11 protein-coding genes and 1 pseudogene are annotated in these 12145 nt (G+C 65.1%); 6 read left to right on the top strand and 6 right to left on the bottom strand.

Annotated elements, in window-relative coordinates; all coding sequences use genetic code 11:
- Positions 1–54: 54 nt before the first annotated feature.
- Complete coding sequence (locus N2602_RS14285; RefSeq protein ID WP_172784363.1) at positions 55–792, bottom strand: hypothetical protein; 738 nt, start codon at positions 790–792, stop codon at positions 55–57.
- A 288-nt stretch (positions 793–1080) separates the two neighbouring features.
- Between N2602_RS14285 and N2602_RS14280 the strand changes: the two genes are divergently transcribed.
- The 3 genes from N2602_RS14280 to N2602_RS14270 all read left to right on the top strand — a co-directional run bounded on the left by N2602_RS14280 (position 1081) and on the right by N2602_RS14270 (position 5293).
- A complete protein-coding gene (locus N2602_RS14280; protein ID WP_260383016.1) occupies positions 1081–2124 on the top strand; it encodes an ABC transporter substrate-binding protein in 1044 nt (347 codons plus the stop codon).
- Positions 2121–4814 (top strand): hybrid sensor histidine kinase/response regulator, encoded by a 2694-nt coding sequence (locus N2602_RS14275; protein ID WP_260383015.1) that lies wholly within the window; start codon positions 2121–2123, stop codon positions 4812–4814. Before N2602_RS14280 ends, N2602_RS14275 begins: the two co-directional genes overlap by 4 nt.
- A 308-nt stretch (positions 4815–5122) precedes the next feature.
- Positions 5123–5293 (top strand): hypothetical protein, encoded by a 171-nt coding sequence (locus tag N2602_RS14270; RefSeq protein WP_260383014.1) that lies wholly within the window; start codon positions 5123–5125, stop codon positions 5291–5293.
- A 193-nt stretch (positions 5294–5486) separates the two neighbouring features.
- Here the strand turns inward: N2602_RS14270 and N2602_RS14265 are convergent, their stop codons facing one another.
- Both N2602_RS14265 and N2602_RS14260 read right to left on the bottom strand, forming a co-directional pair.
- Positions 5487–5963, bottom strand: coding sequence for a hypothetical protein (locus N2602_RS14265; RefSeq protein WP_172784359.1), 477 nt, complete (start codon positions 5961–5963; stop codon positions 5487–5489).
- Between the two features lie 348 nt (positions 5964–6311).
- Positions 6312–7235: a LysR family transcriptional regulator gene (locus N2602_RS14260; RefSeq protein WP_260383013.1), complete on the bottom strand. Its 924-nt coding sequence runs from the start codon at positions 7233–7235 to the stop codon at positions 6312–6314.
- Positions 7236–7363: 128 nt separating this feature from the next.
- Between N2602_RS14260 and N2602_RS14255 the strand changes: the two genes are divergently transcribed.
- Both N2602_RS14255 and N2602_RS14250 read left to right on the top strand, forming a co-directional pair.
- Positions 7364–8302, top strand: a complete 939-nt coding sequence (locus N2602_RS14255; protein ID WP_172784357.1) for a ring-cleaving dioxygenase — start codon at positions 7364–7366, stop codon at positions 8300–8302.
- Positions 8299–8925: an alpha/beta hydrolase gene (locus N2602_RS14250; protein WP_260383012.1), complete on the top strand. Its 627-nt coding sequence runs from the start codon at positions 8299–8301 to the stop codon at positions 8923–8925. The genes N2602_RS14255 and N2602_RS14250 overlap by 4 nt, the downstream gene beginning before the upstream one ends.
- A 40-nt stretch (positions 8926–8965) precedes the next feature.
- Here N2602_RS14250 and N2602_RS14245 read toward each other — a convergent pair whose 3' ends face one another.
- Positions 8966–9940 (bottom strand): magnesium transporter CorA family protein, encoded by a 975-nt coding sequence (locus tag N2602_RS14245; protein ID WP_172784355.1) that lies wholly within the window; start codon positions 9938–9940, stop codon positions 8966–8968.
- A 220-nt stretch (positions 9941–10160) separates the two neighbouring features.
- On the opposite strand from N2602_RS14245, the gene N2602_RS14240 reads away from it, so the two are divergent.
- Positions 10161–11072, top strand: a complete 912-nt coding sequence (locus tag N2602_RS14240; RefSeq protein ID WP_260383011.1) for an arginase family protein — start codon at positions 10161–10163, stop codon at positions 11070–11072.
- A 218-nt stretch (positions 11073–11290) separates the two neighbouring features.
- Here the strand turns inward: N2602_RS14240 and N2602_RS38925 are convergent.
- Positions 11291–11818, bottom strand: a pseudogene (locus N2602_RS38925) (flavin reductase family protein).
- Entirely contained in the window at positions 11818–12120 is a 303-nt protein-coding gene (locus tag N2602_RS14230) for an EthD family reductase (RefSeq protein ID WP_260383010.1), read from the bottom strand. Before N2602_RS14230 ends, N2602_RS38925 begins: the two are co-directional and overlap by 1 nt.
- Positions 12121–12145: the final 25 nt, after the last annotated feature.

Below are 12145 nucleotides of genomic sequence, written 5' to 3'. Positions count from 1 at the left end.
TCGGCATTGGCGCCGATCCACGACCGGGTGGGAGAATGTCGCGATCGTCCGGCATCAGAACTGGCCGGGCGGAAGCTTGAAGATGTCGGGGCTCTTGGCGTCGGCGACGTAGAACAGCAGCAGGCTGGTCGGCGTCAGCACGCGGTTGCTCTCCTTGGTCTCGAACGTGCCCTGGAGCAGCAGGATCACCGAGCGATCCTTGGCGTCGCTGCCGCGGAACATCACGATGCCGCCGGCGACGGGCATGTTGACCGCGATGGAGTCGGGCTTGAAGCCCTCGCCCATGAAATGGGCGCGCAGGATATTGGCGTTGGAGAAGAGCTTCTCCGGCGTCATCGCGGTGTCGGTCCCCTTCGACCAGACCGCGCCGACCTGGATCAGCGACTTCGACTTGTAGCCGAGCACGTAGGAGAGCTCGGCGGTGCCGCCGTTCGGCAGCAGCTCCGGAACGGACAGCAGAATGCTGTGCGTCAGCTCGGACGCGTTGTCCTGTGACCTGATGGCGTCGGGCTTGGCGTTGAAATCCTTGGTCATCGCCGCGCGCACGTCGGCCTCGTTCATGCCGAACTTGGCCGAGCGGAAGCCATCGATCGCCTTGATCTTGTCGTCGGCGACTGGCGTCTCGGCTGCAACCGCAGATGTCGCACCGGCAGCAACCGGCGTCCCGGCAGCACTGGCCTTGGGCGCCGGCGCCGCCTTCTGCTTCGGCACGGCGCCCTGGGCCGCGACCGGCCCGACTGCAACGGAGGTGAGCAGGCCGACGAGGGCCGGAATGAGATAGATTCTGCGCATCGAAAACCTTCGAAAAACCTGAAACAACGCTTCAAAAATCAGCAGCAGCGAAACCGGCTTCCCCGAACCGTCGTCGCAGCCGGACGGAAATTGTTGCAGCGCCGCAAGGCGTTACAAGAGTCACGGAGAAGACGAGATTCGAAACAGCGACTCCTTGGCAGCAAAGGCATACGGTATCGGGCTGCCAAACGCTGCGAATGAACATTCACAAGCGCATTTTTTGATCAATTGTGGTCACCAGCCTTTCGCGTTATGCAACCGCCCGGGGAAAATCTTGCGAAGCATTTCATGATCGAGCGGCGCGCTCCTGCCCACACTGTGCCGGCGGTTGCCCGCCGCGATGTCCTTCGCCTTGCAGGTGCATCGGTCGCGGGCTGGATCGCGCTCGGCACAACGACCGATCGCATGCGGATCGTCGCCTCGCTCACCGCATTGCCGCTCGACGACGAGCTGACCAGACGCGGCATGATCGACAGCGCGAGCTCTCGCCTGGGCAACCTCGTCGCCGGCTTGCGCCAGCGCGGCTGGGTTGAAGGCGTCAACTTCCGCCTCGAGCTTCGTTCGACCTTCGGCGCACCGGACAGGCTGAAGACGGCCGTCCAGGAATTGCTCGACCTCAGGCCGGACGTGATCCTGACCGGGTCGACGGTCGAGACCGCCGCCGTGCTTGCCGCCACCAAGACCATCCCGGTCGTGTTTGCGACCGCCAACGATCCGGTCGGCAACGGCTTCGTCGAAAGCCTGGCGCATCCCGGCGGCAACGTCACCGGCTTCACCAACAGCACCGCCGAGATGGGCGGCAAATGGCTCCAGCTGATCCGCGAGGCCGTGCCCGACGTCGCGCGCGTCGGCGTCCTGTTCAACCCGGCGACCACGCCGCGCGGCGGGCGCTTCTTTCTCGACTCGATTGAGCAGGAGGCCGCAGTGTCCGGCGTGTCCGCGGTGCCCGCCCCCGTCAACGCGCCGACGGAGATCGATGACGCCATCAGGCGCTTCTCCGAATCGCCCAAGGCGGCGATGCTTGCGCTGGTCGACAGCTTTCTCGTGGTCAACCGGCAGGCGGTCGTCACGGCAGCCGCCAAATACCGCGTGCCCATGATCTATCCGTTCCATTACTTCATGGATGCCGGCGGGCTGATGAGCTATGGACCGACGCTCGAGGTGCGCTCGGCCGATTATGTCGATCTCATCCTGCGCGGCACCAAGGCCGGGGATCTTCCGGTGCAATCGCCGCGCAAATACGAGCTCTTGATCAACCGCACGGTCGCCCGCACGCTCGGCTTGACGATCCCATTCACGCTGCTCGCGCGCGCCGACGAGATCCGCGAGTGAACGAGCCGGTCGACCAGGGACCTTCGCGGACGCCTCCCGGCCGGTTGTTCAGGAAATATCTCTACTCGATCGTCGCCCTCGCCTTTGCCGCGCTCGCCATCAACACCGGCTTCGACGTCTGGTTCTCCTATCGCGAGCAGAAGCAGCTGCTGGCGGCGACCCAGCGCGAGCAGGCCGCCTCCGCAGCCATTCAGATCGGCCAGTTCATCGGCCAGATCGAGAACCAGATCAGGTGGCTTGCGCGCCTGCCGCCGGAGCTCTCGACCAACGAGGACGAGCGGCTGAACGCCATCCGCCTCCTGCGCCTCTCGCCCGCGATCGCCGAGATCGCCCAGCTCGACGCGCAGGGCCGCGAGCAGGTGCGTGTGTCGCGCCGTGTCGCCGACAGGATCGGCAGCAAGATCGATCTCTCCACGACGCCCGCCTTCCGCGGCGCCAATGACAGCCGGGCCTATTACGGACCGGTCTACTTCTTCGGCGACACCGAACCGTTCATGACGCTCGCCACGCGCGGCACCGGCCGCGCTCCCGATGTGATCGTCGCCGAGGTCAATCTGCGCTTCATCTGGGACCTGGTCGCCGGGATCAGGGTCGGCAACACCGGCAAGGCCTATGTGGTCGACCGCAAGGGCGTCTTGATCGCGCATCCCGATTTGTGGCGGGCGCTCCAGCGCAGCGATCTCTCCGGCCATGCCGACGTCCGCGCCGCGCTCGACGGCGTCGGGCCGCCTTCGGGCGGCCTCGTCAAGGAGGATCTGTCCGGCCAACGGGTGCTGTCGACCTATGCGACGGTGCCTTCGCTCGGCTGGCTGGTGTTCGTCGAGCTGCCGCTCACCGAAGCCTACGCGCCGATCTACGCCTCGATCGGCCGCTCGACCTTCCTCCTCGTCATCCTGCTGGCCGGTGCGGTGTTGGTCTCGCTGGTTCTCAGCCGGCGCATGACCGTGCCGATCCAGTTGCTGACCCAAGGAGCCAAGCGGATCGGCAGCGGCGACCTCAACTCGCGGCTCGCGATCAAGACCGGCGACGAGCTGGAGGCGCTCGGCGAGCAGTTCAACCGCATGGCGGCGCATTTGCGCGAATCCTACGCCACGCTCGAGCGCAAGGTGATCGAGCGCACCTCCGAGCTGGAAAAGGCGCGCGACCACGCGCTCGCCGAGCACGACGCCGCCGAGCGCGCGCGCAGCGCGGCGGTGGCGGCCAACGAGACCAAGTCGCGCTTCCTAGCCGTCGTCAGCCACGAGCTGCGCACGCCGCTCAACGGCGTCATGGGGGTGCTGCAATTGTTGGACGACGGCAGCCTCAGCGAGGCCCAGCGCCGCCACCTCGCCACCGCGGCGGCGTCGGGCGAAACGCTGATCGCGCTGGTCGATGCAGTGCTGGAATATGCGCGCCTCGAAGCGAGCACGGAAATTCTGGAGACGCGCGACTTCCGTCTCGACCAGCTCATCGAAGCCGCCGTCGACCTGATGCGCCCGCAAGCCCTGGACAAGGGCCTGCGCTTCGACCTCGCCTGCGATGCGACGGTCGACACCGCCGCGCATGGCGATCCCGTCAGGCTCAATCGCATCCTGCTCAACCTGATCGGCAACGCGATCAAGTTCACCCCGAGCGGCGGCATCGGCGTGAGCGCGGCGGCCGAGCGGCGCGACGATCACCTCCTGCTGCGCATCAATGTTCGCGACACCGGCATCGGCATCGCGCCCGAGTTGCACGAGCGGATCTTCGAGGATTTCGTCCAGGCCGACGACAGCATCGCGCGGCGGTTCGGCGGCACCGGCCTTGGCCTTGCGATCGCGCGCCGCCTCACCCGCCTGATGCGCGGCGAGCTCAAGGTCGAGAGCGCGCCCGGCGCGGGCAGCACGTTCACGCTCCAAGTGCCGCTCGGTCTTGCCGGAAACAGCGTAGCGCAAGGCGCGCTTGCGCCGCCGTCGCGGCAGCTCCGCGTGCTCCTGGTCGACGATGACCCCGTCAATTGCGAGGTCGGCGCAGCCATCCTGCACCGGCTCGGCCACCACGCCACGATCGCGAGGAACGGCGCCTCCGCCATCGAGCTCGCCCGCGATCAGGCCTTCGACGTCATCCTGATGGACCTGCACATGCCCGACATGGACGGCGTCGAGGCCGCCTCGCGGATCGGCGAGCTCGGTCTTGCCAAGATGCCGCGCCTCGTCGCCGTGACCGCCGACGTCTCGCGCAGTGCCCGCGATCGGCTCGCGGGCGCTGGCATCGCCAAGGTCGTGAGCAAGCCGATCCTGATCAACGCGCTACGCGAGGCGATCGAGGATGATCAGGCAGTCGAGCCGGCAGCCGCGCAACTCGCGGCCCACGAACTGATCGATCGGGTTTTCCTCGACGACCAGCGGGAGCTGCTGGGCGCGACGCAAATCGACAAGCTCCAGCAGCTTCTCCAGCAGACGGGCGAGCGACTGATCGACGACATCGCCACGGCCGCGGCGGCCGGCGATCACAAGCAGCTCGCGCGATCCGCGCATCAGCTCGGCAGCGCGGCAAGCGCGCTCGGCCTCGTCCGCCTGTTCGAGCGCTGCCGCGAGGTCGAGGAAGCCGCGCCCGCGATGCCGCTGCAGGAATGCCCGACTGCCGCTCGCGAACTCGCCGCGCTGCGGGAAGCGTCGATGAGCGCGCTTGACGATCTGCTCCGCCCCGCCGAGCAGCGCTTGCTCGGCTAGCGCGAGTCCATAAATCTGCAGAGCGGACGGCTTACCAGAGCCCGCTATCCCTCGACAGCAGCCAAATTCGCCATGGCGTCTGACCTACGTCAGTATGGTCACGTCATACCCCCGCACAATGGCGATGACCAGGTGCTCTTGCTATCTACCAACGCAGAATGAGACGCAACGGAACCGGCCCCGCGAGCCGGCAGTTGCAGGACAAGTCCGGTGGCGTAGCGCCCGCCGGCCTTTCTCCTGATCGAGCGGCAGCATGCTGCTTCGAGACCCTGGCGTCGACCGTCACATTTGGCTGCTGAGAGTACGCCATGAGAAACATCGCCAATCTCCTCACGCGGTTTTGGCAAGGGAGCCAGCCTGCATCCAATGCTCAGGTTGCGGCTGAAGCCGAACACCAAGATCAATCCAGCATGGCTGATTTTGTGCGCATCCTGCAGGCCTACGATCAAGACCCGTGGGGCGACGGCGCCCGCCCGTGACACCGTCGCCGCAGCAGATCAGCGCTGAGGCACGGGCTGCGGACTGTCTCCAGTCAGCTGGTCAACAGGATCAATCTTCCGACTCCAATCGGTCTTGAGCGGGTCGCCCGGCCAGCAATGTGCCGCCGGCCGGGCCAACACCCACACGAGGAATCAACTTCCTTCGTGCCGGAAACCTGTGACCATTGCGCTGTCATGAGCCCGACGTTTTAACGACGAGCTTTATATTTAGCAGGTTGACGCCTTTGAACGGGTTCGGCGCGCTTTCGATTGTTCCCGTACCCGTGGCGTTCGCATAAGCACCTGTGCCCGATAGGATCGTGTATTCGCCCGTTGATTTTCCATCTTTGGCCGAACCAGTGTAGCGCGCCGTGATCGAGCCCTCCTCGAACGTGTAAGTGCTATAGCCGAAGAAGGGACCCGACCCTTTAAGCAGGTCCGAAGTATTCACGAACTCTTTCACTCCGATGCGGCCATCGCTGAAGACGGCAACCCCAAAGAACTTACCAGACACAACCGTCTGTCCTTCGACGTTTGCGGCCTCGATGACCTTGAGGTCGATCGGCTTCGTGATCAGCTTGAACTCAAGCACCCGCTCGCCGGCTAAGGCGGGTGACGCCGCGACCGCCAATGCCAGCCCGGAAAGGAGAAAGGTGAGAGACTTCCGCATAGGCTCCTCCTGCGCTTGTTGAAATCAAGTCGAGAAGTGCCGGCGAGCTACACATCGTGCCGCCGCTTTTCGCTGCGGCATGGAAGAGAGCCCTCGGCGACGCCCCGGCAGCGGCTGAAGCTCTCTGGTCCTAAGGCGCGCGGGACGCAAGTATGAGTCCGAGCGAGCGGAAGAAAGTTCAGGTTTTCGCTGCGGTATAATAGTGTCCAGCCAACTATGCGGGACTCTCAGTTGAGTCGACACGGGCGATCTGATCGAGCTGATCAAAACCTGCTTCGAACGCTCCTGGCATCTGGCCCAAGCTCGACCCGTCTCGCGCTTTGCGGCAACACCACTGACCTCTTCCCTCTAGCGGGTCGTCGCTTTGCGCCCGCCGGCTTCGTCCACGTCCCGCCCAAACCGCTCCACCAGGAAATCGATGAGCAGCCGCACCTTCACTGACAGGTGCCGGGTCGGCGGATAGACCGCATAGAGCGCTAGCGGCGGTGCGGAATAGTCATCCAGCACCGTCCGCAGCTCGCCCTTCCGCAACGCATCGGCGGCGATGAACTCCGGCAGCAGTGCCAGGCCCCGGCCCTTGATCGCGACGTCGCGCAGCACCTCTGCATTGTTGACGCAGAGCGACCAGGCCGGCTGGATCCAGTGGTCGCCGTCGCTGCCTGTGAGCTTCCACTGATTGCCTGTGAGCAGGAAGCCGTAGGTCAGCGAAGCATGTTCGCGCAGATCCTGCGGATGTTTTGGCGTGCCGTGGCGCGCCAGGTAATCCGGCGAGGCGCAGATCATGCGCGCCACCGGCATGATCTTGCGCGCGATCAGGCTGGACGATTCCAGCTCCGCGATCCGCAACGTCACGTCAAAGCCGTCCTGCACGGGATCGAGCAGATCGTCGCTGAGCACGATCTGGAGCTGAAGCTCCGGGTAACGCGCCATGAAATCGGCGAGCACCGGCCCGAGCCGCATCGTGCCGAACGACATCGGCGCGTTGACGCGGAGCAGCCCCCGCGGCGCCGATTGCGCCTGCGTCACCGCCTGGTCCGCCGCCTCGATCTCCGAGAGGATCACGACCGCGCGCTCGAAATAGCGCTGGCCGTTCTCGGTCGGGCTCGCGTGCCTTGTGGTGCGGTTCAAGAGCTGGACGCCGAGGCTCTCCTCGAGGTCGGCGATGTACTTGCTGATCGCCGAGCGCGACAGCCGCAGCTGCCGGCCGGCCTCGGCAAAGCTGCCGCATTCCACCACCTTTACGAAGGCCCGGAGGCTGCCGAGCTTATCCAAGGGGTCGCCTCGTCGATTGTTTCCAAATCGTAGACATAGCCGTCATATTTGCATGGATTGTCTCCAATCCAAAGCGGAACGATATTTCCGGCCAGAGCAAGACCGCTCCCCGAATCTGGAGGACGACAATGTCTGGACTGCACCATGTCACCGCGATTGCCGGCGATCCCATCCGCAATTTCGGCTTCTACACCCGGGATCTCGGCCTGCGCTTCGTCAAGAAGACGGTCAATTTCGACGATCCCGGCACCTACCACTTCTATTACGGCGACGAGACCGGCCGCCCCGGCACCATCCTGACCTTCTTTCCGTGGGCCGGGGTCTCGGCCGGGCGCCGCGGCGTCGGCGAGACCCACCAGACCGCCTTTCGCGTGCCGCAGCGCTCGCTCGGCTATTGGACCCAGCGCTTCACCGAGAAGGGCATCGCGTACGAGGCGCTGGAGAAGCGTTTTGGCGAGTCCGTGCTGCCGTTCACCGATCCTGATGGCATGGCGCTCGCGCTGGTCGGCGTCCCCGGTGCCGAGAACGAGCCGGGCTGGAGCAATGGCGACGTGCCGGCCGAGCATGCGATCCGCGGCTTCCATGGCGTGACCCTGCTGCTCGACAGCGCGGCGAAGACGGCAGCCGTCCTCGCCGACGTGTTCGGCTTCAAGGAGACCGGGCGCGAGGGCTCGGTGATCCGCTTCAAGGCGCCGGGCGATGCCGAAGGCAGCGTGGTCGACATCTACGAAGCCAAGGGCTTCCTGCGCGGGCACCAGGGCGGCGGCTCGGTGCATCACATCGCCTTCCGCGCGGCCGATGACGCCGAGCAGGGCCAGATGGCGCAAAAGCTCGTGAGCAATCACGGCCTGCACCCGACCGAGCAGCGCGACCGCAACTACTTCCGCTCGATCTATTTCCGTGAGCCCGGCGGCGTGCTGTTCGAGATCGCGACCGACATCCCCGGCTTCGCCGTCGACGAGCCGGTCGCGACGCTGGGGCGTGACCTGAAGCTGCCAAGCTTCCTCGAGCAGCATCGCAAGCAGATCGAGGGCGTGCTGCCTAGCCTGGAAGAGACCGTGTCATGACCGAGACTGCATTCATCCATCGTTTCGAGCCCGCGGCCAGCGCGGGCTCCCCTCCGCTGCTGCTGTTGCACGGCACCGGCGGCGACGAGAACGACCTGCTCGGCCTCGGCAAGATGATCTCGCCCGGCTCTGCCCTGCTCTCGCCACGCGGCCGCGTGCTCGAGCACGGCATGCCGCGCTTCTTCCGCCGCCTCGCCGAAGGCGTGTTCGACGAGGAGGACGTACGCCGTCGCGCGAACGAGCTCGGCGACTTCGTCGCGGAGGCACGGCAACGCTACGGCATCGCCGCGCCGATCGCGGTCGGGTTCTCCAACGGCGCCAACATCGCGGCGGCGCTGTTGCTGCTGCAGCCGGACGCGCTTGCAGGCGCGATCCTGCTTCGCGCGATGGTGCCGTTGTCCGATCCGCCCAAGGCTGATCTTGGCAACAAGCCGATACTGCTGCTCTCGGGCCAGGCTGATCCAATCGTGCCGGCGAGCAATTCGGCGCGGCTCGCCGCGCTGCTGTCGCAGGCAAGTGCGAGCGTCACCCACAAGGTGCTGCCGGCGGGCCATCAATTGTCGCAAGCCGACGTGACGCTCGCCCGCGACTGGATCGGCAGCGTCGAGGCCAAGGCCGCATGATCAAGCAGCGGCGCATCGTTCGAACGATGCGCCGCTGCCATCACTCGAACCAGCCGCGCCGCTTGAACCAGATCAGCGGCAGCACGCCGCTGGCGATGACCGCGAGCCAGGCCAGCGGATAGCCGAAGCTCCAGTCCAGCTCGGGCATGTGCTTGAAGTTCATGCCCCAGATGCCGACCATGATCGTCGGCGGCACGCCGACGACCGACACGATCGTCAGGATCTTGAACAGCTCGTTCTGCTGGATGTTGATGAAGCCGAGCACGGCGTCGAGCAGCAGCTGGATCTTGTCCGATAGTCGCGTCTCGTAGTCGCTGAGCGAGACGACGTCCTTGGACACGGCCTCGAGGCGCTTCTTCGACGACGCCGTGATCCACTCGCTGCCGACGTCGCCGGCAAACGCGGCGATGCGGCCCACCCCGAGCAGGACATCGCGCGCCTTGGCGAGGCGCTCGGCCAGCTCGCCGACATTCTCCAGGGCCTCGCGCATCCTGCGGCTGGAGCGCACCGGGCGCTGGGTGCGCACCAGCCCGCCCTTGAAGACCCCGCGCGAAAGCTGATCGACCTTGGCGCCGAGATGCTCCAGGACATCGGCGCCGCGATCGATCATGGCCTCGAGCAGGCTGACGAACACGCACATGCCGTTCTCCAGGCTGTCATCGGAGCCGACGCGCTTGCCGATGTCGTCGAAGATCGGCAGCTCGGCAAAGCGCACCGTCACCAGCACGTGCGGACCGATGACGAAGCCCACCGGCGTGATCTCGGCCTCGTTGGCCTCCGTGACCCGCACCGCCGGCGAGCTGAGATAGAGCGTGCCGCGATCGAAGATCAGGCGGCTCGACGCCTCGATCTCGCTGAGCGAGTCTTCCGAGGGAATGCGGATGCCGAGCAGCCGCTCGACGAACTGCTTTTCCTCGTCGGTGCCGTTCAGGAGATCGGCCCAGATGATCTCAGAGGGCATTTCCGCGCCGATGCCGTGCCAGTCGTCGGACGGCCACCTGTAAAGCCTGAGCAAGAACCGAACTCCGTGGCCGCATCGTCATGCCGGATGGTGCATGTCCCTCATCCGCTAACGCATGAGAGTTCCAAACGTTCAAGACCTCTACGTGACAGCAATATTCACGCCGCTCACCGATGCTTCCAGGGGACATCGGAGATACCGACCGGAACACGGCCGAGCGATGCACGTTGACGGACGCGCGGGTGATCCATGGATACGCGTAGTGCATCCCGACATGACGACTTTCCTGGGTGTTGAGGCCTGCGACTTGACCACCGCACCGCCGGCGGCCGGCGCGATCCTGTTCGGCGCGTCGGATGCCACCCCATACCTTGCGGGTCAGACCAGCCATGCCGCAAAAGCGCCGGACGTCATCCGCCGCGCGCTGCGTCACTACGAGAGCGATCTCACCCGTTGGGATTTTGACCAGGACGCCGAGTTGCTCGATTCCAGCAAAACGAGGGTCTTGGACGGCGGAAACGTGCCGACCGACCCAATGACTCCGCAGAGCAACCGTGATGCGATCAGAGCAGCCGCGCAAGCCGTCCTTTCGGTTGGCGCCGTTCCGATCCTGCTGGGCGGTGATGACTCCGTCCCCATCCCTTTCTTCGAGGCATTCCAGGGCAGCAAGGGACTGACGATCGTGCAGATCGACGCCCATCTTGATTGGCGGGATCAGCGAAACGGATCGGGCTATACCTTCTCCAGCACGATGCGGCGCGCCAGCGAATTGCCCTGGGTGAAGCGCATCGTGCAGGTCGGCTTGCGCGGCGTCGGCGGCTCCGGTCGTGCCGAATTCGATGATGCAAAGGCCTGGGGCGCGAAGATCTTTACGGCAAGGCATGTCCAGCATCACGGGATCGCAAGCGTGCTCGACGCGATCGAGGATGACGCCGAGTGCCTGATGACCATCGATTGCGACGGTCTCGATCCATCGGTCATCCCGGGCGTGCTCGTCCCACAGCCCGGCGGCCTGTCCTATTTCGACGTGGTCGACCTCATACGGGGTGTCGCGGCAAAGTCCAGAATAGTCGGCCTGGATGTCGTCGAATTCGTTCCCGAGCGCGATGTGCAGAATCTTGGAGCGATTGCGGTCGCGCGGATCATCTGCAATGCACTGGGTTGTGTTCGGCGGCGGAAGGTATAGCTGCTACGGCATATGAATCGTGGCGGCGACCGGTGCGCACGCCTCGTCCTTCGAGACGGCGCTTACGCGCCTCCTCAGGATGAGGCTCATCAGCGTCGGTGCCTGCTAGAACTGCAGCCACGCACTCCGTCCTCATCCTGAGGAGCCCGCCAAAGCGGGCGTCTCGAAGGATGGCCGCAGCGAAGGCTCTCAAATGCTCCTGGCGCAACAACATAAATCTAGGTCCACCATCCGTCACCGGGATAGGCAACACTATCCGCGGAAGAGATTTCCATCCCCACGCCCCTTCGAAGACGGCTGGCGTAGAACGCGAGAGGCGCTCCCTCGTTGTGCCGGCACCAGCGCACCGCGCCGATGAAGAGCGTGTGGTCAGCGATATCGATCGATTGGACCACCTCGCAGGCGAACTACGCGATTGCCTGCGGGAGCACGAAGAATCCTTGGCGCGGGACGAGCGGCGGAGCGTCGCGCAACAAAGGCCTTCCGGCAAAGTGCGCGCAGAGCGCAGCGTCTTCCGCATGCAGGACATTGACCGAATAGATGCCGGACCTGGCCACAGCCTGCCACGTCCGCCCGTGCATGAGAGAGACAAGCACAGTCGGCGGATTCGCCGAAATGGTCGTGAAGCTGTTGGCGGTCATGCCGAGCGGCGCGCCATCCTGGTCGACGGTTGCGACGATTGTAATGCCCGTCGCGAACCGCGATGCGGCTGCCCGAAAACCGGCCGGTTCGGCATGATGGCCCATTACGCGCCTTCGATCTCGAAATGGCAGAGCGTCGCACCCCTGGGCGAATAGTTCGGCACGTCGGCTGCGACCTTTCGGCCGATGCTTGAGCCGAGCGCCGCGTCCATCGCAGCAGCGTCGGGGAAGAAGGCCTGGAAGATGCAGAAAGGCGCCTCTCCCGGTCCGAGTTGTTGGGGAAAAGCGTAATGGTGACGCACCAGACCGGGGAGTGTCGCTGCCAAGGGTACGTGCTTTTCGACGTAATAGGCCCTGAAGGCCGACGGATCGTCGGGCCTCGGGTAGAGAACCGTCAGGCAGTGCATCGGTATTCCTCTCAGACATGGTTCA

The organism is Bradyrhizobium sp. NC92 (assembly GCF_025200865.1).
GTDB lineage: Bacteria > Pseudomonadota > Alphaproteobacteria > Rhizobiales > Xanthobacteraceae > Bradyrhizobium.
Note: the sequence above shows the minus strand (reverse complement) of the source record. Positions and strands in the feature narration are given on the sequence as shown.